Here is a 21,321-nt window from a genome sequence, read left to right as displayed (position 1 = left end):
TATTGTATTAATAAAAAAATGAGGCAAAAAATGTTTTGGAATGAAGAAATTGAAACAATGCCAAGGCAAGACCTTGAGGAATTACAATTAAAAAAACTTCAAGCAACAGTAAAAAGAGCGTTTAATAAAATACCTTATTATAATAAAAGATATACTCAAGCTGAAGTTTATCCAGAAGATATAGAAACTTTAAAAGATATTGAAAAACTTCCATTTATCACAAAAGATGACCTGAGAGAAAGTTATCCCTTTGGACTTTTTGCAGTAGATATTGAAGAAATTAAAGAATTACATTCATCATCAGGAACCACAGGAAAACCTGTTGTATCAGGATATACTGAAAAAGACTTAGATACCTGGGCAGAAACCACTGCTCGAGGATTGAAAATGATGGGACTCGGTAAAGCAGATATATTGCAAAACACTCATGGATATGGAATGTTTACTGGGGGTTTTGGAGTTCACTACGGATGTCACAAAATAGGTGCAACAATTATCCCCATTTCCACCGGCCAAACTAGAAGACAGATTGAAATCATGAGCGATTTCGGCACTACAGGATTAATATTTACTCCATCATATGGAATCCATATTGGAGAAGTTGCTCTTGAAGACGGAATCAATCCAAAAGATTTAGGAATTAAAGCTATCGGTTTTGGAGCCGAAATGTGGACTGAAGAAATCAGACAAAGAGTTGAAGAACTTTTCGGAGCAAAAGCATACAACATCTATGGATTAACAGAACTTATGGGACCGGGCATAGGTGTAGAATGCGGAGAACAAAACGGATTACACATAGCAGAAGACATTTACTATCCGGAAATTATTGACCCTAATACCGGAAAGGTAATTGGCAGCGAAAAATCTGGAGAATTGGTTTTAACCAATTTGGAAAGAGAAGGAATGCCAGTTATAAGATTTAGAACAAAAGATTTAACCACACTTACCTATGAAAAATGCAGCTGCGGCAGAACCCATGCAAGAATGAGTAGAATAACAGGCAGATCTGATGATATGATTAAAGTAAAAGGAGTAGCTATTTTCCCGTCACAAATCGAAAAAGCATTACTTAAAGTTGGTGATGTAGAGCCTCATTACATGATTATAGTTACTAGGCCTGGAACTTTAGATGAAATTGAAGTGAAAGTAGAAGCATCACAGGATATTTTCTTTGATGGTGTAAAAGAAATGATAGCAATCCAAGAAAAAATTGGTAAATCCATTGAAAATGAAACTGGAATTCGTGTAAAAGTAACTCTCGTTGAACCAAAAACATTACCAAGATTCGAAGGAAAAGCTAAAAGAGTAATTGATGAGAGAAACTTGCACTAGGTGATGAAAATGAAAATCAAACAGTTATCAGTATTTTTAGAAAACAGAAAAGGCAGCTTATCAAAACCTTTAGAATTACTTTCCAACAACAATATAAATATTAGGGCAATGTCCATGGCAGATACTTCTGAATTCTGCATTTTAAGACTTGTTGTAAATGACCCGTTAAAAGGAAAGGAAATTTTAGAGGAAAATAATTTCCTCGTTAAGGTTACAGACATCATCGGTGTTGAAATGAATGATGCACCGGGCGGCCTTACAGAAGTTTTAAAAGTCTTAAAAGATAATGAAATCGATTTAGAATACCTTTATGCATTTACACATGATAAAACAAATAAAGCTATTTTATTACTTCACACTGACAATCTTGAAGGATTGATTTCTGCATTACAGGAAAACAACATACCCCTTGTTCCAAGCAGTGAAGCATACAATTTATAGATAATTTTTAATTATCTATTCTTTTTTTAACCTTGAGAAAATATCTCAATTCAGTATCAATAATAATTTTAATTGATTTAGGTTTTTTGGCGAATGGTTGAGTAAATCATTGCCATTCCAAATCATATAATGGTTTTACTTTTGTAAACATGAAAAGAGGAACAACAGTAATTTTATTTTATTTTTCTATGGTGAATCCGTGGTTTTGCGCTTTAGTTACAAAGACAGTGCCCTTATCACCAATAATCTCTTTAGTTTTTTCAACAATCTCCTCGTTTGATTCATCAAAAACAGTGTATAAAACAGGGCCGAATGAAGAAATACCTACACCATATGCACCTGCATTTTCAATTGCTTTCATAATTGGCAAATAGTTATCGTCAAGGGAATGTTCTAATTTGTTGAATCCAACTTTTTGAAGTTGGCTTACAGCCCATCCGAAGTTTTTAATATCTTTTTCAAGCATGAATGGAATAAGATTCATTAAAATTAAGTGAGATACCTGCTCCACTTCTTCTTTTGGAATAGGGCAATAAGTTTGGAAAACATCTACTTCATCATCACCTTCCATGTGTTTTTCTATTTTAGGAATGGCTATTAATATGTTCCATTCTTCCGGAAAATCATATCTTGCAATCAATGTTGCAGGCTTTGCTTTAGAAGCTCCTGAAGGTAAAAATAAAGGTTTTTCCTCTTTACTGTGACCACCGTCTACAATAAATCCTCCCAAATCATGAGTATATGTTCCTATTCCAGAAGTTCCTCCCCTTCCAACAACACTACTAAGGGTTCTGCTTTCTACTTCAATACCCATAGTCTCAGTTATTAGGTGAGCGGTTGATATGGCAATTTGAGTTCCACTTCCAAATCCTGAATGTGGAGGATATGTCTGATGAACAATAAATTTAAAACCGGAATCAATACCGAAGTGCTCAACAGTTCTTTTAGCAGCATTTGGAATTTTTTCACTACATTCCATAATTGCTTCTTCATCATCTACGGTATCTGCAAATTCGAGTTCTATTCCGCTGTCTATCTGTTTAACTTCTAACACAAATTGAGGGTCCTGTAAAGCAAGACCAATTCCACCATCGACTCTTCTATATGACCCATTTAAATCAATAAGAGACATATGTATTCTTGAAGGTGCTCTAATAATCATTTTTTCACCATATATAAATTTATCTTATATATTTATGTATATGAAGTTTTATAAAGTTTTGCATAAAAAAATCAGTAAAATTAAACATCTGATTGATGGCGGTTTTGTAATGGTCTAGAATAAAGATTTATATGATTATAAAAGAAAAAAAGTTAGACTAGAAAAAATCTAGTCTTGGGTAGAAGGTACGCGAGTAGCCAACTCTTTGTTTAATTCGTAAATTAATCTGTTATCGCCATCAGCTAATTTAACTTTAGCAACCAGTTCCATTGCATTTTCTTCTTCTTCAACTTGCTCTTCAACAAACCATTGAAGGAAATTGTTAGTTGCGTGATCTTTTTCTTCAATAGCAATGTTTACCAAATCATTAATAAGGCCAGTTACTTTTTTTTCATGTTCTAAAACATGTTCAAATGCGGCAAGGGGACCATCCCATTCAGTTTGAGGTGCTTCAATTTCAGTCAATGTAACAGAAGCTCCTCTTCTAATAATGTAGTCATAGAATTTTAATCCGTGATCTAATTCTTCATTTGCCTGTACTCTCATCCAATTAGCAAAACCAGATAAGTCTTCATCTTCAAAATAAGCTGCCATTGATAAGTATAAATATCCTGAGTACATTTCAGCGTTTAATTGAGCATTTAATGCTTTTTCCATATTTTCAGATACCATTATATCACCATTGTAATTTTTGTTGTTAATTTCATATAAATTTTAAGATAAATGAAGGACATAATTGATAATATGATTGAAAAGTCACTTTATGAAAACTACACAATCGATTTTGATGATAAGATAACACCAACAAAAAACGATTACATTTTTATTTTTAACAGCAAACGGGAATTATATCTGGACGAAAATAATAAATTACCTAATACACTTGACGGCTTTGATACCAATTTTTGTTTATATATAGGAAAATATGAAAATAAAAAAGCATTTATTGCAAATGTTAATACAGAAGACTCGTTTTACTCTCTTAAAGATATTTACGAATTTGATAAAGATTTATATTTAATCAGTGGAAAGGCCGTTCTTGTTAACGACTGGTATATATCACATCAATTTTGCGGAAAATGCGGCACTAAGACCCAAATAGATGAAAAAGACATGATGTTAAAATGCCCAGAGTGCGGTCAAAACCATTATCCCCGTATTGCCCCTGCAATTATTGTAGCCATAAGAAAAGGTGATGAACTGCTCATGGCAAAACACAGCTATCATGAAACAATAAAATATGCTTTAATAGCAGGTTTTGTTGAACCTGGGGAATCCATTGAAGAAGCAGTGCACAGAGAAGTTTTAGAAGAAGTTGGAATTAAAATTAAAAATCTGAAATATGAAAAAAGTCAATCCTGGCCATTTCCAAACTCTCTAATGCTTGGTTTTAGTGGCGAATATGAATCTGGCGACATTAAAGTTGACGGAGATGAAATCCTAAAGGCAAAATGGTTTAAAAAAGATGAAATCATAAGATATGACTCAGACATCAGCATATCTGACTGGTTAATGCAGAACTTTATTGACAGTGTTTAAATCGTTTATTCCGTCTTTTAACCTTTTAAGCCCATCTTTTAACAATTTTTCAGGGCATGCTATATTCATCCTTAAGAAATCATCACCATTTTGACCAAATTCAACACCGGGAGATAGGAATAACCCCTGTTTTTTTCTTAAAAAGTCAGATAACTCTCTTGAAGGCATTTTTAAACCTGAACAGTCAAGCCATAATAAATAAGTTGCATCACTTTCAACCAATTTAATCATCGGCAATTCCTCTTCCAAATATTTTTTAACAAAGGATCTGTTTTCAAACAGCACATACTTAAGCCCATCCAGCCATTCTTCCGATTCATTATAAGCTGCAATAACCGCTATTGAAGCAAATACATTACATGAATCCGAATTATCAATATGCATCTGAGTTTCAATACTTTCTAAAAATTCTTTATTTTTAGTGTGAACTATAGAACTTTTAAAGCCGGCTATATTAAATGATTTTGAAGGGGACAGGCAGGTTATTGTATTTTTATTATTTGAAGATAATTCAAAAGGATTATATTTAAGACCATTATCTGTTAAATCACAGTGAATTTCATCAGATACTAAAATAACATCATGCTTTGAGCATAAATCACCTATTCTTGCCAAATCTTCTTTTGACCAAAGTTTACCAATCGGATTGTGGGGATTGCAGAGAATCATCATTTTAACCTTTGATAATTTATCCTCCAAATCATTAAAATCAATTGAATATTTTCCATTTTCATATACTAATTGATTTTCAACGACTTTACGGTTATTCTCTTCAATAACATGGAAAAATACATGATAAACCGGAGACTGGATTAATATTTCATCACCATCATCGGTCAAACATCTTATTATTGATGATATGGAAGGCATTATCCCTATTGAATATAACATGTTCTCCTTAGACATTTTAAAGCCATATCTTCTATCCCACCATCCAATATAGGAATCAAATAATTCATCTGGAACAATTGTATAACCGTATACAGGATGATTTATTCTTTTTAAAATTGCTTCCTGTATGGCAGGCGCTACTTTAAAATCCATATCTGCTACCCACATAGGCAGTTCATCACCAAAATAATCCCATTTCATTGAATTGGTGTTTCGTCGGTCTATTACGGTTTTAAAATCATATTTAATATTTTTCATAGTGAATCCTTCCCTCATCAAATTTGTCCATAAATTTATTCTGCCAGCCTTTAGCAGGATAACCCACTGTAATTATACAAAACGGTTTTAAATCAGCAATATCATCAATTCCAATAATTTCAGCAACATTAACCATTTTTTCCTCATCAGGTGCAACACCATTCCAAAGTCCGCCCAAGCCAAGATTGACCGCTTCAAGCAACATATTTTCAGCAGCAGCACTCATATCCTGTTGCCAAACAGTTTTATAAAATGCTCTTTTAATATTGGCAACAAGTACAATTGCCACAGGTGCATTTTTCACGCGAGGTTTAATCTCACCAAGGCAGGATAAAGTTTCTTTGTTTTTAATTACAATAAATTCCCAAGGTTCACAACCAAGTCTTGATCCGGGTGCTTGCATTCCCGCTTTTAATATTTTTAATATCAAATCATCGCCAACGTCCCTGTCCTGATATTCGCGGATACTTCTTCTTGTGTTAATTACTTCATCAAAGTCAAACATATTTATAAATAACATGACTATCATATAAATAATTATTTTTATAATGGAGGTAAAATTAAATGGAAATTGAAAACCCCTCAGGAATATTCTGCTTTATTCTTGGTTTAATATTCATTTTATTCCCTATGTTTTCATCAGGACTAATTTCAATAATTGTTGGATTAAGTTTATTGTTCTTTGGTATTTCAGCAATACTCATGGGATATAATATGAGAAATTATAGAAACAGATTCTCTACTGCCGTAATGATAATCGGAATCATATCAGTTATTCTTGGAATTGCATTTATATTCTTTATCAATGCCATTTCATTTATAGTTGCATTCCAGTTCTATATTGTTGGATTTATAATGATTGCATTTGGAATAACTGGATTATTGTCTAAAATGAATCGTATATCCTCATTCACATCAGTACTCGTTTTACTAATGGGTATTGTAGTTATTGCACTTGCAGTATTTGCACTTAACCAGCCGATATACATATCAATAATTATTGGTATTGTTTTAATTATTGAAGGCTTAAACTTTTTATTGGATGATTGAAACTCGGTTAATATAAAAACAGATAAAAATTTTTTAAGTGTGAAAAGTAAATTCTCACACTTTTAACTATTTAATTTTTTTTAAAATCAATACTATTATTTTTGCAGAACTCTTCAATTTGATTAATTATATCGCAGATATCCTCATTTTGATATTCATTTTTGAAATAATATACAACCGGCTGAACATCATTATAAACAGTAATCACCAAATACTGGTTATTAATGAAACTGACTTTCAGCGTATTATATGTTTGAATTTCATTTATAATATCATTTTGAGCTTTTTTAGACGGTGTTTCATTTCCAATTGATTTAATTTCACTATTTTCATATGAATTCTGAAGATTAATCATGTTGTCTTCATCAGTCAATACTTCATTTTGAGGTTCCATTTCGCATAATTTTTCTTTAAATAGCTTTGCATTGTGTAATTTTTCCTGAATGTGATTTAATTCATTTTTAAGTTCTTTTTCTTCTTCAATTAATGAATTGATAAATGCTTCACTTCCGTTATTGAATTCTTCATACATTTCAAGCACATCTCTTGGAGACAAAATTGACTGGTCCTTAAAGAAATCTTTTGTATGCTGTTTTACACGTATACTTAAAGGTTTCAAGTTTTCCTTTCTTGATTTGTAATCGAATATTTCTTCTGCAAAATCATTACTTCTTTTGTGAAGAGCCTGCATTTTTGAGGTAAACATTTTTTCGAACTCTTCACGTGTCATATCTTCGGGAAAATTAAATTCAAATTCACCTGGAGTATATGAACCTCCAAATCTTTCATTTCCGAATTCGAATTTTCTAGTTCTTTTTTGGTTTGTCATTGTATCACCTATTTGTATTACAAAATTAAATTTTGTATACAATAATATATTGCGATAAGGAAGTATATAAATGTATTCATTTTAAAAAAATGTATACGTGGAAAAATTTTAAAAAAAATAATGGCCAGATTATTTGCTTAATTCAGCACCAATCTCAAAAGCTTTTTCCAAATCCTTTGGAAATTGTAAAATCCATTGTTTTTCTTTAGCCTCTTGTGAAAAACCAGCCATATTAAATTTAGAATAATCACTTACCTGAATTGTATCGCAAACAGGATATGAAACAATTTTACCGTTTAAAAATGAGAATAAAAATTCGGTGCTTGCCAAACTTTCTTTCATAGAATTTTCATAATAATCCAAAGGAGCATTCATAGTATAAAATATTCCAACATCAACTTTACCGGTATAATAGCTTGATCCATCATCATAAGAAAGAATGCAGAATATCAATCTTTCAACCAAAGCTCTGAATTCACTTGTAGGTTGGCCAAAATAAATCGGAGACCCAATAAGTAAAGCATCAGCATCCAATATTTTTTCAATTAAAGGTGATAAATCATCTCTCCAGTAACATATGCCTTTAGTTTTTTCTTTTAATTTACAAGCAAGACAGCTCCTGCAACCTGTAAAAACCAAATCATATAAATTAAAATATTCGGTTTCAGCACCAACAGATTCAGCTCCCTTTTGAGCAGACTGCATTATTTCAGCCGTATTCCATTTTTTCCTCGGACTTGCATTAATTACAATTGTTTTCATTTAATCACATTAAAAACTTAATTAAAAAAATAGTAAAATGTGTGAAAATACACACTTTTAAATAAAATATTATTTTTTAACTTCAATAATAGTTTTTCCGTTCATGTAAGGGACTAACACTTCAGGAATCTTGACACTGCCGTCGGCCTGTTGGTAATTTTCTAAAATACAGCACATGGTTCTCTCAGTAGCAATAGCAGTACTGTTTAAAGTGTGCAATACCTGAGCATCTCCGGAACCGGCTTTTCCATAACGTGTTTTAGTTTTACGTGCCTGATAATCTTTACAGTTAGTGCAGGAAACTAATTCTCTAAATGCTCCGGAACCCGGAAACCATGCTTCCAAATCATATTTGATAGCTGCATTATCATTTAAAGCAGATGAAACAATAGCTATTATCTGATATGGAAGACCTAATTTCTGATAAATCCTCTCAGTTACTTCCATTAAATGATTATGCTGATTTCTTGAATCATCAGGTGTTGAATAAATGAACTGTTCAATTTTTTCAAATTGGTGAACCCTAAATATTCCTAAGGTATCCTTTCCGTGAGATCCTGCTTCTTTTCTAAAACAGGTTGAAAGTGCACAGTATCTCAATGGCAGGTCTTCCGGTGAAATTATTTCATTTCTGTGAAGCGCCGCTAATGTCTGCTCAGCAGTTGCAATCAGATACAAATCTTCATTTTCCACTTTGTATAATGTTTCTTCAAATTCACCAAGTTCAGAGGTTTCGGCTGCAACTTCACCTTTGACAAAAAATGGTGTCTGCATCGGAATATATCCTTCGGCTTCAAGTTCTGATAATGCAAATTGGATTAATGCCAGGTTCAGATGCAAAATATCCCTTTTTAAGTAGTAGAAACGAGCCCCTGAAATTTCAGCAGCAGTTTCAAGGTCGGCTCCATCGATTTTTTTAATTAAATCTACATGGTTTAAAAGTTCAAAATCATACTCTGGAATTTCACCGTAGGTTGTAATCACCACATTATCGTCTTCGGTATCTGAAATCGGCACATCCTCATCAATAATGTTTCCAACTTTATATCTGTAATCATCTCTAAGTTTAAGAAAGTCTGCATTTTTAGCACTTAATTCCTTAATATCATTAGCCACCTGTTTGGATTTGGCGATAACCTCTTCAAAATTACCTTCTTCTTTTGCTTTTTTAAATGATTTAGACAATTTATTCTTTTCAGACCTGAGCAAGTTAAGTTTTTTCTCACCGTCTCTCCATAAATTATCATATTCAATTACTTTTTCGACATTTACTGTGTCTCTAAATCTCTTCTTTTCAGAGTCAATAATTAATTGAGGATTTTCTCTGAATAATTTTATATCTAACAATTTTTGTCCCCTGATTTTTTAATCATTATATAATATGATTTTTTTATTTTTTAAATGTAATGATTAATTCATAAAAAAAGATTTTAAAAAATTATTAAAAACAGCAAAAAATAGTAAATCTGGGTGTATTAATTTGAGGATTTATACAAGATTGAAAAAAATAAAAAAAGAAGTAGGAAATTAGAATGAAAGACTAGAATATATTCCTTTTAAGGTAAAGGAGTTTGTATTCCAATTTGCTACTTTTCCAAATGAATTTCTTGAGCTTGTTGCGTCAACAACACGCCATGTGTCACCAACTAACACTTGAACCCATACGTGACCGTATGTGCTTCCACTGGTAAATTTACATGTTCCGTGGACATATCTGGCTGCGAGTCCTGCATTTCTGTACATGGCAACTAATAAGTGTGAGTGATCTACACAGTTTCCTGCTTTGGCATTTAAAGTGCCTACTGCACCATATTTGGTGTTGTAATAGAAACTATAAGATAAAGTATCCCTTACATATTCAAATATCTTTTTAGCCTTGGCTTCATCAGAAGTTAAACCTTTAGTTAATGAATCAACCAGAGCTTTGATTTTAGCATTATTCACCTGACAGTTAGTAGAAGCTTTAAGATATGCTGTTAAGTCTTTGATAGTATTTTTCTCATTTAACCCGGTACCAGTAGCCCCAACTCCAGATTCAGAACTAGATCCGGAAGCGGAATGACTAATGGTTACAGTATTAGGTAAACGATTATTAGTACTATAGAAAGCCAAGATACGTGAAAATGCATCAACTAGTTCAGAGTAAATAATATTACCTACTGCAGAACCAGAGTAATTAGGAGCTTTTTTATTAGTTTTCATATAGCTTGCAGTATTTTGAGCTACTTTAATAAAGTTGGCTTTATCCAAATCCTTTGATTTGATAGTATCTCCGGAAGGATTGCTTGGAGCAGATATGCCTTCAACTATAGTAATGTCCTTAGTATTGGAGTTACCTAATTGATAAATGGCCTGACTCATCAAATACATGAAATCATGTAATGAAAATTTAATTCCCGCCACAGTAACAGTGGACGGCAATACCTTATTTTTTTCATAGTATGATTTCAAATTAGAAGCGCCAAGAACAATATTCTTAACAGATATTGTTTTAGTTATAGGCTGCGGATTTGTATTCGTATTTGTACTAACACCCACAGATTCACTGCTTGGCAATTTTTGATTATCATAATAATCTGCTAAAACTTTAGCAAACAATTCTATTAAAGACTCGTACTTAATTTCACTATTACCTAAACTCGCATAGTTTGGAGCACGACCGTTACTTACAATATAAGAACTTACTCTTTTTGCCACATCAACATATTGTGCAGTTGTTAAAGTACCTTTAAATGAACCGGAAGGATCAGCAGGATTGCCTGATGAAACTGGTTTAATTTGTGATGAAGCTTTGCCTGCATTAATCTGCTTGACAGCTTCACTCATCAGATACAAGAACTGGGAAATTGAATAACTTACTCCTGCAACAGTAACTGTTTTTGGAATTTCTTTTTTTGAATCAATAGTATTCTTTAAGTTAATTGCAGTAGCTATAATCTCTTCAATTGATACGTACCCACTAACACTTGAGGATGTTTGAGATAATGAATTGAAATCCACAAAGTTAGTTGTACCCCATCTGAATATGATTATTCCTGGAGCTTTACTATTAAATGCAGCCTGTGCATCAGTTTTAATGGCAGAAGCTGATAGTTTGGTAGGATTTGAATCAGATACATATCCCTGTATACCTGCCCATACCTGAGCTCCTTTGGAATTGTCAATATACCATTTTGCAGTGGTTGTAATCCATGCTGAAGTTTTGCCGTAGTTTCCTTTATAAATCATTGGAACAACTACATCCATGTATTTACTGATCACAGAATAATCCTGACCGTAGTAATATGCACTGCTTGTAGTTTCAGGCATCAATGCACATGAAACGATAATATTAGAATCAATATTATGAATAGCTCCAACGATATCTTTAACAAAAGTATTTATAGCTTCAGTACCGCCAACAGTCTCATTAGCATTGCCTGGATATCTTAAATAATCCAGGTGTACTCCTGCAATACCTTTAATTTTTGCATATTTTTGAGCTTCAGTTATTTTTTTCTCAAAAAATGCTGTATTAGGCTTACCGTCCTTAACAGGATTTGTCCAAGTTCCACCTTCCATAAATACCTGCATCCAAATATGAACCCTCATTCCTAACTTTTTAGCATTATCTATCCATGATTCCACCACAGATTGACCATGAGTTTCAATCGCTTTAAAGTTTAAGAATAAATCAGTAGTTCCCTGTGAAGCTAAGTTATTAAGGCTTACACTCTTCATATCTTGTCCATAAACCCAATATCCATAAGCATCATTTGGTTTTTTATCAACAGAAATATTAACCTTACCAGAACTAGGTGCATAATCATTATCACCAGTTGCAAGATAATTAAGTGAAACTGAATAATTTCCAGCTGCAAGATTTACATTAAATGTTGCATATCCATTTGAAGCTGTAGTAGCCTGATAGGTTTTGGAATTAACAGTCAGTTTAATTACTTTACCGCCTAAAGCCTTACCGGAGTTATCCTGTAGTAAAATTTTGTAAGTTTGTGCACCCTGGCTGAAGGAATTTCCGCTTTTCCAAACAAGATTAACAGGAACTCTTTCTTTAGTTGTGATAGTTGAAGATCCAGTTTTGGCGTTAAATATTGAATCGCCATTAAATTTGTAGGTTATAGTGTATTTGCCCGGATTTAGACCAATAGGCAATGAAACTATTCCCTTCTCATCAGTGGTTTTAGTATATGACACACCATTAACAGTGAAAATAACAGTTTTTTTCGCTAAAGGCGTATTACCTGAAGTTAATGCAACTTTAAATGGTAAATCAGCACCTTTACCAAAAGTAGTTCCACTTTTAACAGTGAATTTAGGCGTTTTACTGGAAAATATATATACTTTATTAGAAGCACTGGATGCTGTATAGAAAATATTTCCTGCAAAACTGTATTTTACTGTATAAGTGCCTTCCTTTAAATAAGGCAATGTAAGTGAAGCTACCCCTGCACTATTACTCTTTGCAGAATATGTTTTACCGTTAATTGTGAATTTAATTACTTTTCCGCTGCCCGGAGCATAACCTAAACCGTTATGCAATGTAACTTTAATAACCTTCTTATCACTTTCAAAGAATGTGTAACTACTGGAAATAAGTTTAGAACTAGTCTTACTGATTACTTTAACTGTGTTGGTTTTTGTTAAACCGTCAACGTTATAAGAAATGATTTTGTATGTACCTGTCTTGAGACTGGTCATTGAAAGACTAGCAACACCTTTACCATTAGTTTTCTTAGTGTATGTTTTTCCGTTAATCTTAAACTTAACATTTTTATTAGTTAAAGGTTTACCTTCACTGTTTAAGAATGTTGCATAAAACAGCCTTCCGTCAGTGTAAACTTTGGAAATATCACTTGCAGTGATAGTGGATAAAACCTTAATTGTATTTTTAAGTTTATAACCGGAAACAGGATCTTGAGATGTAATCGTATATGTTCCAGGATTAAGATTAATGGTTAGGGAAGCAACACCTTTCGAATTAGTCTTTTTAGTATATGTAACTCCATTAACAGAAATTTTAACATTAGTATTTGCTAATGGATTTCCATTTCCATCTAAAAAAGTTGCCTGGTATTGATTACTTCCTTTATAATACTTAGTAAGATCTTTTGAACTAACAGTAGATAAAACTTTAATGACATTAATAAGCTTAAAACCAGTAATAGGATTTTCAGATGTAATATTGTATAATCCTGGGTAAAGATTTATTTCTAAAAAAGCAACCCCAAACTCATCAGTCATTCTAGTATAAGTAACTCCATTAACAGTAATATTAACTTCACTATTAACCAGCGGATTACCATACTTATCCAGGAATGTTGCATAGTATTGGTTGCTTCCTTTGTAATATTTAGTAAGATCTTTTGAAGTAACAGTATTAGATGCATCAATAGTTTGAGAACTATTGTTTTCTAAATTTGATGAATCATCTTCATCAGCACCATCACTTAAAGAGTTATTTTCAGCGTTAGTCGATAAATTATTTGATTCTCCAGATTCCAAAACTCCTTCACCTACAGACAAATCATTATCAACATTTGTCCCTTCAGATGCAGAACTCACAGATGAGTCAGCATCATCATCTATTTGGGTTGAAATATCAGATGAGTTATCAAGTAAGTTTGCAGAATATGAATCTGTAACATTTACATCACCTGCTGAGACTGCACCCGCTGATAATACAGCAGCCATTGCAACCAATAATGCAAGTAACATTTGTTTGTTCAAAATATTTTACCTCCATAACAATTTTTTTATTTCATCCATGAGACATCCGTCTCACTTCAAGAATACGTTTAGTCAAATATCTTATATAAAGCTTTTTATTCCTTAAAACACTTTAAATGAGTCTAATTTTTAAAAATAAGGTTAAAATATAATAAAAATAAGATATTAAGAACAAATGAATATGAATCTAGCTATAAAAATTTTAAAGTATATGAAATGAAATATTAAGATAACAGATTATATCAAATTACAAACAGTAAGTACAAGACCCATTATATAAAATAACATGTGATTATAAGCTATTTAATCTAAAATCATTGATTTCATTTAAGTTATAGTAAAAAACAATACATATAATCACTAACATTTAAAAATAAGGTCAAATAATCAAAAAGCTATAAAAATATTAAAAATCCAAAATAAAACAATTTTTGAACCGGATTTTGTGTATAAAACATGGACAAAAACATTTAAAAAGTTATAAAAAATAAGTCTAAAAAAAATAGAAAAAAAATGTAAAATTAAATTAATTTTACATTATTGAAGGTCCAATCACTACAACAGATTATAATAATTTTTCCCTAAAAACAGACTTAAGTTCTGTTTTAGTTTTATCAGTATAGTTTTCACGGTCAACACTGAATATTGCCATTTCATACATTATCTTATTTAATGACCGACCCTTTTCAGTCAGATAATATCTAACATTCTTTTTATCATATTTGTCAGCTATGCGCTTAATTAAACCATTATCCTCCATATCTTTAAGACAACTGCTTAAAACTCTATTGGATAATTTAGGTTTATCTTCTTTAAATTCATGGAAACGGGATTTGCCAAAAAATAAATCGTTTATGATTTGCACAACCCATTTTTTTCGAATTAATTGAATAACATTATCTATTGGGAAACTATTTAATTGAGCATTTGCATTCACAATAAACCCTCCAATAAATTTATTATTTAATAAATAATTATTTTTTAAATATTTAAAGTTAATGATTATGGTGAGCAAATGGTTACCAAAAGCATTTAAATATGATTTGTCCAATAGATGTATTGAAGAGATGGTGATAAATCAAAAAACCTGTGAATGAACATGACCCTCCATTTTCCTCCCAATAGAAAATAAAGCAAATAAAAAAAATATAATCATGTGATTTCAAGACTTTTTTGAAAAAAGCGTTGAGCTTAAAATACCAATCCCAAAATATTCCCTAAAGAATTAATACAAAAAGCCATCTCTCATTTTCGGCATGATATAATTATCATTGCCATTATTCTATTTTTTTTAATTTAAAAGATTATAACAGTTTTTCTTCCCATTCTTTAACTTTAAATCCAACCAACACAAAATCATCATCTACAACAATTGGCCTTTTAACAAGCATTCCATCTGTGGCTAAAAGTTTGAACTGATCTTTTTGAGACATTTCAGGAAGTTTATCTTTTATTTTATTTTCTCTGTATATCTTGCCGCTGGTGTTGAAAAATCTTTTTAAAGGCAGATCAGATTTATTATACCATTCTTCAAGTTCATCCTCTTTAGGATTATCTTCTACAATATGCCTTAATTCGTATTCTATATTGTGTTCGTCTAACCATTTCATAGCTTTTCTTGATGTGGAACATTTTGGATATTGTACAAATAACACCGTTACCCCTACCTTTTATTTTATCAAATCAAAATATATCCATCATGATAAAAATAGTTAATGACTAACTAAATTTAAATCAGCAAAAATTAATCTAAATAATGAAACAACACCGATTAATGCTGTAATGAATTCAATAACTGCTGATGAAAAATCTAAAATAGCCAAAAAATAAATTACATAAATCGCACTATTTACAATAAAACTTGTTTTAATCGGTTTTATGGTTTTTAGATAGTAATTGCATAATGTAATCTGGACAATTGCAACAATGGGCAATAAACCAACAATACCCATTGTATTTACCAGCCAGCCAAGAGAAACCGAAATAATGATAAAAAAGATTGTCCATTTAAAGGTCAATCTGTCATAGTAAACCATTGCATTTCTTGACGCTGCAATAGCCATAGTTACAACACCTGTCCATGATAAGAAAAATACTGATGAAATTATTAAAATGAAAGCATTGAAAAACTGATACTTGTATACATCTTTCTCATCGTTAACACACATGCTAAGTATAATGAAAATACCTGCAATTAATGATACTGCATTACCTATGAGGATATTAAGCGGCAAATTCATATTATCTTTTCTAATCTTAACAATTCAATCTTTTTATCCAAGCCACCGGCATAACCTGTAAGTTTTCCATCTGCACCTAAAACGCGATGACATGGAATTAAAATAGAAATTGGATTCTGTCCAACTGCTCCTCCAACAGCCTGAGCAGACATTGTATTTGAAATTTCAGATGCAATCTCCCCATAGGTCAATGTCTCACCGTAAGGAATCTGAGACAAGATTTTCCAAACTTCAAGTCTAAATTCACTGCCCAGGGGGTTTAGTTTAAAGTTAATTTCAGGATTTTTGCCATTGAAATAATCATCAAACCATTTTTTAACCTTTTTAAAAATAGGCAAATCATCATTTTCGATTGCATCAGTTATGCCGTTTTTAAAAAATTTTTGATTGTAAAACCAAACCCCACAAATAGCTTCACCATCACTTACAATTAGCATTTCACCAAGGGGAGAGGAATAATCAGTTGAGTAGTACATATTAATCACAGGTATGATTTAAAAAATGCTTCGAATTCCTCATCATCCATAGGTTCTGGAGTTGACACATTTTCATTAGACATTATATTTGAAGCAAGACTCCTGTATTCTTGTGCTTCCTTGCTGTTCGGGTATTTTTCTACAACGGTTTTTGCATCTAATTCAGCCTCTTGAATTAAATTGCTTCTATGAATAGTACCAATAACTTGTGTACCAATCTTTTCGGCAAAGTCATTGACAATACGTTCCTCATTTTCAACATTTCTGCAATTACAAACAATACCGCTTAAGTTGCCTTTAAGTTTTTTAACACCCTTTACAATATTATTTGCAGCATATAATGCCATATATTCACCTGAAGTCACAATTACTACCTCATCAGCATATTTTTCACGGAGAGGAACTGAAAAACCCCCGCAAACTACATCCCCCAATACATCATAAACTACAACATCAAGATCCTGGTCAAAAACACCTAAGTTTTCAAGGCGTTTCATAGCAACAATAACACCACGTCCGGCACAACCCACACCAGGTTCCGGACCTCCGCTTTCAACGCATAAAATGTCTTTAAATCCTTTAAAAACCAAATCATCAATTTGAGGTTTTCTATTATTCTTTAAAGTATTAACAACAGTCGGAATTCTTGAACCATATAATGTACGTGTTGTGTCTGCCTTAGGATCACAACCGATTACAAGGCAATTTAAATCATCATTAGCCCATATGGCAGATAGATTGGCTACAGTAGTGCTTTTTCCGATTCCACCCTTTCCATAAATAGCTATTTTTTTAATCATTGGCATTCCTCTCAACTAACTTATAAACAAAATCATTCTCCCTTACTTTTGTTGTAATTGCAATTGCTACATTTGAACCTTTCTTAACGCTTTCAACGGTTTTGCCTTCAATTTGCATAGAATCTATTGTATGGGCAATGGATCCGGTAGTTCTGCCCTGAATTAATATTTTATCACCAAGTTTTAAATCATCCCAGATTCTAAGTTCTGCTGCATTAACTTTATTATAATAATTTACAACCTGACCAATATCTTTTTTAATATATTTAGATTGATTATCCTCGCTTGTCTCGAATGGAGTGTAAAAATAAAAATTAGTATCAAATCCACGATTGAAAACACTTTTAAGCCCGTCCATCCATTCATCCTTAACTTTATAATTTAATGGATTATCATTATAACTGTCAATGGCTTGTCTGTAAATTCCAGTAACATTTGCGCCGTAATCAGGACTTCTAGATCTTCCTTCAATTTTAAATGAAGCAACACCACTTTTCATAAGTTCCGGAATATATTCAATCATGCACATGTCTTTAGGTGAAAAAAAGTTAGTCCTATAACTTTCATCATCACTTTTGGCAACAATAAAACTTTCATCCTCAACATCTGAAAAGTTTACAACACTATCTTCACCATCCTCATAAGTTAATGTCCAATTCTTGCGACATGGCTGTAAGCAATCTCCACAATTAGCGCTTCTACCATAAAGACCATAACTTAAAAAGCAGCGCCCGGAAATCGCCATGCAGATAGCACCATGAATAAAAATTTCTGTTTCAATCGGTGATTTTTCAGTTATTTCACCAATTTCTTTTAATGAAAGTTCCCGTGAAAGAATTGCCCTTTTGGCACCTAATTTCTTAAGGGTTTTCAAAGTATAGGAATTGGTAACATTTTCCTGAACACTGATATGTGCTTCAAGATCATGAGAAACAGTATTTTCAATCAATCCTATATCAGATAAAATAAGTCCGTCTATTTCAGATGATGAAATAACCTCAAGATTGCTGTCAAGCTTACAAGCCGATTTCTCGTTTAAAATTGTGTTGGTGCACAAATAGGTTTTAGCCCCATATTCCTGAGCCGTTTTGGACACATCACTTAAATCGTCCAGTGCAAAATTTTTGGCATTGGCCCTCATATTAAAATCGTCAAGGCCAAAGTAAACAGCATCAGCGCCATTTTCTAAAACAGCACGAAGCGAAATGAAATTTCCGGCAGGAGCTAATAGTTCAACCATAAATATCTAAGGTTTGTAGTAAGTTTCAGCTTCAAGACCGTCTGGAATCTCAGTAGGATATTCCTCATTTATACATCCCAAACACAAATCCTCTTTAGGCATTCCAATAGCTTCAACTAAAGCTTCAAGAGTAATATAACCTAATGTATCAATCTCAAGCTGATTTTTAATCTCTTCAATAGAATAATTAGCCGCAATTAACTCTTTTTTTGTCGCCATTGCCACACCATAAAAACAAGGGGAAATTACCGGAGGGCAACCTACCAAAAAGTGGATTTCAGCAGGTTCTGCTTCTTTTACAAGGTCCAATAATTTTTTAGAGGTGGTTCCTCTTACAATACTATCATCTATTAAAATAATCTTTTTGCCTTTAATAGCATCTTTAATTGGATTTAATTTAAGCCTGACTGCTAACTCACGTTCTTCCTGAGTTGGCATGATAAATGTACGTCCGACATACCTGTTTTTAATTAATCCTTCACCGTATGGAATTCCGGAAGCTCTTGAGTATCCAATAGCTGCAGGAATCGAAGAATCAGGTACTGGAATTACAACATCAGCATCAATAGGATATAATTCATGCAGTTGACGGCCAATATTAACTCTACTTTCATAAACATTGATTCCATCAATATTACTGTCAGGTCTTGCGAAGTACACATATTCAAACATACAGTGTGAAATTTTACAGGTCCCTGCAGATTCCAACATGTAGGATTTTACTTCATCACCTTCAAAGTATACTATTTCACCAGGTTCAATATCCCGGATATATTTTGCATTAATCACATCAAATGCAACAGTTTCAGAAGCAAGAATAAATTTATCTTCTCTTTTTGCAAGTGCAAGAGGTTTTATTCCCATAGGATCGCGAACAGCATATAAATCACCATTGACTAAAATAGTCAAAGCATAAGATCCTACAAGCCTTTTAGAAACAGATTCAATAGAATCAATAATATTTTTATTATTATCATGATGCTCTTTTTTAAGCATGTAACAAATCACTTCAGAATCAGTATCTGATTTGAACTCATAACCGTCTTTTATTAACTCTTTTCTTAACACATCAGAGTTTACTATATCCCCATTATGAGCCATTGCAATAAATCCATCATCAAAATCAGTTACAAATGGTTGTGAATTTTCAAGCCTTGATTGGCCGGTTGTTGAATATCTAACATGCCCAATAGCCATGTTTCCTTTAAGATTCTGAATTTCATAATCTTTAAAAACATCAGTTATTAAACCCATACCACAATAATAATTTAATCCTTTATTTGGATTAAAAGTAGCTATTCCTGCTGATTCTTGACCTCTGTGCTGTAAAGCATACAAACAATAATAAACAAAAGATGCGACATTTCTGGATTCATCATTGCAATGGATTCCAACAATACCACACTTATCTTCCATCTCTCCTTGCATTTGCTAACTCCTTAATAATAATATATTTATAATTATATTTTAACTAGTATAAAATAATAATTGTTTTAATAAAATCAGTCACAAAAAAAAATTAAATTATTGGCATTATCAAAATAATGCCCATTACAGTTTTATAATTAAATACCTGATATATGCAAATTTTATGATTACTGGTTAAATCCCATTCATTTTTTCATGCCATTTCCAAGCAGACTCGACAATTTCCTCTAAATTATATTTAGGAGTCCAACCTAACTTTTCCTTAATTTTAGTTGAATCAGCAACCAGTATATCCGGATCGCCTTCACGACGATTATCAATTTTAACTTCAAAATCACAGCCAGTTACTTTCCGGCACATATCAATTACTTCAAGAACGGAATATCCCTTACCATTTCCAAGATTGAAGATATTGGATTCATTTTCTTTGCATAAATATTCATATGCTTTGATGTGAGCATCAGCCAAATCATTGACATGAATATAATCGCGAATACAAGTTCCATCAGGAGTATTATAATCATCACCAAAAATAGAAATGCTTTCACGTTTTCCAATAGCTGCATCCAGTATCAACGGAATCAGATGAGTTTCTGGGTCATGCAATTCTCCAATCTCACAGTCAAAATCACTACCTGCCGCATTAAAGTATCTTAATGATACAAAATTAAAATCACCTTTTTCAGCTTCCCTTTCAAGAGCTTTTTCAGTGATAAATTTAGAGTGTCCATAAGGATTGATTGGTTTTAAGTCCTGATTTTCGGTAATCGGAACATTTTTAGGATTACCGTATACAGCAGCAGTTGAAGATAAAATAAATTTATCAACACCAAATTCTCTCATTATTTGTAAAAGATTTAAAGTGTTTTTATAATTATTTTTAAAATATTTTTGAGGTAGCTGAACTGATTCTGCCACTGATGAAAATGCAGCAAAGTGAATAACACCATCTATATCATATTTTTCAAAAACTTCCCTTAGATTTTTACTTCCAAAATCACAGTTTTCAAAGTGTCCCCATTTAACAAAGTTTTCATAACCCTTAGACAGATTATCCACTACAACAGTATCATAACCTGCCTCATGCAATGCTTTATTTGTATGGGAACCAATATAACCTGCTCCACCAGTAACTAGAATCATCAA

20 protein-coding genes are annotated in these 21,321 nt (G+C 32.2%); 4 read left to right on the top strand and 16 right to left on the bottom strand.

The features are described from left to right. Window positions 1-30: 30 nt before the first annotated feature. Both Q4Q16_RS01605 and Q4Q16_RS01600 read left to right on the top strand, forming a co-directional pair. Window positions 31-1,332: a phenylacetate--CoA ligase family protein gene (locus Q4Q16_RS01605; RefSeq protein WP_303345706.1), complete on the top strand. Its 1,302-nt coding sequence runs from the start codon at window positions 31-33 to the stop codon at window positions 1,330-1,332. Beyond that, the gene (locus Q4Q16_RS01600; protein WP_303345704.1) at window positions 1,333-1,773 is read left to right on the top strand and encodes an ACT domain-containing protein; all 441 of its coding nucleotides are present in this window, start codon (window positions 1,333-1,335) and stop codon (window positions 1,771-1,773) included. Window positions 1,774-1,951: 178 nt separating this feature from the next. On the opposite strand, the gene Q4Q16_RS01595 is transcribed toward Q4Q16_RS01600, so the two are convergent. Both Q4Q16_RS01595 and Q4Q16_RS01590 read right to left on the bottom strand, forming a co-directional pair. Further along, entirely contained in the window at window positions 1,952-2,935 is a 984-nt protein-coding gene (locus tag Q4Q16_RS01595) for a beta-ribofuranosylaminobenzene 5'-phosphate synthase (RefSeq protein WP_303345703.1), read from the bottom strand. Window positions 2,936-3,103: 168 nt separating this feature from the next. Beyond that, window positions 3,104-3,607 carry a ferritin gene (locus Q4Q16_RS01590; protein ID WP_303345693.1) on the bottom strand — a complete coding sequence of 168 codons (504 nt, stop codon included), beginning with the start codon at window positions 3,605-3,607 and terminating at the stop codon, window positions 3,104-3,106. 72 nt (window positions 3,608-3,679) lie between these two features. On the opposite strand from Q4Q16_RS01590, the gene nudC reads away from it, so the two are divergent. Further along, complete coding sequence (nudC, locus tag Q4Q16_RS01585) at window positions 3,680-4,474, top strand: NAD(+) diphosphatase (RefSeq protein WP_303345692.1); 795 nt, start codon at window positions 3,680-3,682, stop codon at window positions 4,472-4,474. Here nudC and Q4Q16_RS01580 read toward each other — a convergent pair. Next, window positions 4,445-5,623 (bottom strand): MalY/PatB family protein, encoded by a 1,179-nt coding sequence (locus Q4Q16_RS01580; RefSeq protein ID WP_303345691.1) that lies wholly within the window; start codon window positions 5,621-5,623, stop codon window positions 4,445-4,447. The genes nudC and Q4Q16_RS01580 overlap by 30 nt on opposite strands. Beyond that, window positions 5,610-6,128 (bottom strand): nitroreductase family protein, encoded by a 519-nt coding sequence (locus Q4Q16_RS01575; RefSeq protein ID WP_368660203.1) that lies wholly within the window; start codon window positions 6,126-6,128, stop codon window positions 5,610-5,612. Before Q4Q16_RS01575 ends, Q4Q16_RS01580 begins: the two co-directional genes overlap by 14 nt. A gap of 59 nt (window positions 6,129-6,187) precedes the next feature. On the opposite strand from Q4Q16_RS01575, the gene Q4Q16_RS01570 reads away from it, so the two are divergent. Continuing rightward, window positions 6,188-6,673, top strand: coding sequence for a DUF308 domain-containing protein (locus Q4Q16_RS01570; protein ID WP_303345689.1), 486 nt, complete (start codon window positions 6,188-6,190; stop codon window positions 6,671-6,673). Between the two features lie 70 nt (window positions 6,674-6,743). Here Q4Q16_RS01570 and Q4Q16_RS01565 read toward each other — a convergent pair whose 3' ends face one another. The 12 genes from Q4Q16_RS01565 to galE form a co-directional block, all read right to left on the bottom strand. Beyond that, window positions 6,744-7,502, bottom strand: coding sequence for a hypothetical protein (locus tag Q4Q16_RS01565; protein WP_303345688.1), 759 nt, complete (start codon window positions 7,500-7,502; stop codon window positions 6,744-6,746). A 129-nt stretch (window positions 7,503-7,631) separates the two neighbouring features. Further along, on the bottom strand, window positions 7,632-8,264 hold the full coding sequence (locus Q4Q16_RS01560) for a flavodoxin family protein (protein ID WP_303345687.1): 633 nt from the start codon (window positions 8,262-8,264) through the stop codon (window positions 7,632-7,634). A gap of 69 nt (window positions 8,265-8,333) precedes the next feature. Then, entirely contained in the window at window positions 8,334-9,611 is a 1,278-nt protein-coding gene (gene serS / locus Q4Q16_RS01555) for a serine--tRNA ligase (RefSeq protein WP_303345686.1), read from the bottom strand. Between the two features lie 180 nt (window positions 9,612-9,791). After that, on the bottom strand, window positions 9,792-13,991 hold the full coding sequence (locus tag Q4Q16_RS01550) for an Ig-like domain repeat protein (protein WP_303345685.1): 4,200 nt from the start codon (window positions 13,989-13,991) through the stop codon (window positions 9,792-9,794). A gap of 565 nt (window positions 13,992-14,556) precedes the next feature. Next, on the bottom strand, window positions 14,557-14,928 hold the full coding sequence (locus Q4Q16_RS01545) for a helix-turn-helix domain-containing protein (RefSeq protein ID WP_303345684.1): 372 nt from the start codon (window positions 14,926-14,928) through the stop codon (window positions 14,557-14,559). A gap of 367 nt (window positions 14,929-15,295) precedes the next feature. Next, window positions 15,296-15,646: an arsenate reductase family protein gene (locus Q4Q16_RS01540; protein ID WP_303345683.1), complete on the bottom strand. Its 351-nt coding sequence runs from the start codon at window positions 15,644-15,646 to the stop codon at window positions 15,296-15,298. Between the two features lie 57 nt (window positions 15,647-15,703). Next, window positions 15,704-16,231 (bottom strand): YgjV family protein, encoded by a 528-nt coding sequence (locus Q4Q16_RS01535; RefSeq protein ID WP_303345682.1) that lies wholly within the window; start codon window positions 16,229-16,231, stop codon window positions 15,704-15,706. Beyond that, window positions 16,228-16,707 (bottom strand): methylated-DNA--[protein]-cysteine S-methyltransferase, encoded by a 480-nt coding sequence (locus Q4Q16_RS01530; protein WP_303345681.1) that lies wholly within the window; start codon window positions 16,705-16,707, stop codon window positions 16,228-16,230. The genes Q4Q16_RS01535 and Q4Q16_RS01530 overlap by 4 nt, the downstream gene beginning before the upstream one ends. 5 nt (window positions 16,708-16,712) lie before the next feature. Continuing rightward, entirely contained in the window at window positions 16,713-17,507 is a 795-nt protein-coding gene (gene cfbC / locus Q4Q16_RS01525) for a Ni-sirohydrochlorin a,c-diamide reductive cyclase ATP-dependent reductase subunit (RefSeq protein ID WP_303345680.1), read from the bottom strand. Next, window positions 17,500-18,747, bottom strand: a complete 1,248-nt coding sequence (locus Q4Q16_RS01520) for a U32 family peptidase (protein ID WP_303345679.1) — start codon at window positions 18,745-18,747, stop codon at window positions 17,500-17,502. Before Q4Q16_RS01520 ends, cfbC begins: the two co-directional genes overlap by 8 nt. Before the next feature lie 6 nt (window positions 18,748-18,753). Further along, window positions 18,754-20,175 carry an amidophosphoribosyltransferase gene (gene purF, locus Q4Q16_RS01515; RefSeq protein ID WP_303345678.1) on the bottom strand — a complete coding sequence of 474 codons (1,422 nt, stop codon included), beginning with the start codon at window positions 20,173-20,175 and terminating at the stop codon, window positions 18,754-18,756. A 174-nt stretch (window positions 20,176-20,349) separates the two neighbouring features. Beyond that, window positions 20,350-21,318, bottom strand: coding sequence for a UDP-glucose 4-epimerase GalE (gene galE / locus Q4Q16_RS01510; RefSeq protein WP_303345677.1), 969 nt, complete (start codon window positions 21,316-21,318; stop codon window positions 20,350-20,352). Window positions 21,319-21,321 lie beyond the last annotated feature (3 nt).

Source organism: Methanobrevibacter sp., assembly GCF_030539875.1.
In the GTDB taxonomy this organism is placed as follows: domain Archaea; phylum Methanobacteriota; class Methanobacteria; order Methanobacteriales; family Methanobacteriaceae; genus Methanocatella.
The sequence above is the reverse complement of the archived record's forward strand: the minus strand, read 5'-3'. Positions and strand labels throughout refer to the sequence as shown.

Excerpts from the sequence above, each read along its gene's own strand:
- Q4Q16_RS01605 (WP_303345706.1), top strand. The coding sequence starts at position 31 with ATGTTTTGGAATGAAGAAATTGAAACAATGCCAAGGCAAGACCTTGAG.
- Q4Q16_RS01595 (WP_303345703.1), bottom strand. The coding sequence starts at position 2,935 with ATGATTATTAGAGCACCTTCAAGAATACATATGTCTCTTATTGATTTA.
- Q4Q16_RS01590 (WP_303345693.1), bottom strand. The coding sequence starts at position 3,607 with ATGGTATCTGAAAATATGGAAAAAGCATTAAATGCTCAATTAAACGCT.
- nudC (WP_303345692.1), top strand. The coding sequence starts at position 3,680 with ATGATTGAAAAGTCACTTTATGAAAACTACACAATCGATTTTGATGAT.
- Q4Q16_RS01580 (WP_303345691.1), bottom strand. The coding sequence starts at position 5,623 with ATGAAAAATATTAAATATGATTTTAAAACCGTAATAGACCGACGAAAC.
- Q4Q16_RS01575 (WP_368660203.1), bottom strand. The coding sequence starts at position 6,128 with ATGTTTGACTTTGATGAAGTAATTAACACAAGAAGAAGTATCCGCGAA.
- Q4Q16_RS01570 (WP_303345689.1), top strand. The coding sequence starts at position 6,188 with ATGGAAATTGAAAACCCCTCAGGAATATTCTGCTTTATTCTTGGTTTA.
- Q4Q16_RS01565 (WP_303345688.1), bottom strand. The coding sequence starts at position 7,502 with ATGACAAACCAAAAAAGAACTAGAAAATTCGAATTCGGAAATGAAAGA.
- Q4Q16_RS01560 (WP_303345687.1), bottom strand. The coding sequence starts at position 8,264 with ATGAAAACAATTGTAATTAATGCAAGTCCGAGGAAAAAATGGAATACG.
- Q4Q16_RS01535 (WP_303345682.1), bottom strand. The coding sequence starts at position 16,231 with ATGAATTTGCCGCTTAATATCCTCATAGGTAATGCAGTATCATTAATT.
- Q4Q16_RS01530 (WP_303345681.1), bottom strand. The coding sequence starts at position 16,707 with ATGTACTACTCAACTGATTATTCCTCTCCCCTTGGTGAAATGCTAATT.
- cfbC (WP_303345680.1), bottom strand. The coding sequence starts at position 17,507 with ATGATTAAAAAAATAGCTATTTATGGAAAGGGTGGAATCGGAAAAAGC.
- Q4Q16_RS01520 (WP_303345679.1), bottom strand. The coding sequence starts at position 18,747 with ATGGTTGAACTATTAGCTCCTGCCGGAAATTTCATTTCGCTTCGTGCT.
- purF (WP_303345678.1), bottom strand. The coding sequence starts at position 20,175 with ATGCAAGGAGAGATGGAAGATAAGTGTGGTATTGTTGGAATCCATTGC.
- galE (WP_303345677.1), bottom strand. The coding sequence starts at position 21,318 with ATGATTCTAGTTACTGGTGGAGCAGGTTATATTGGTTCCCATACAAAT.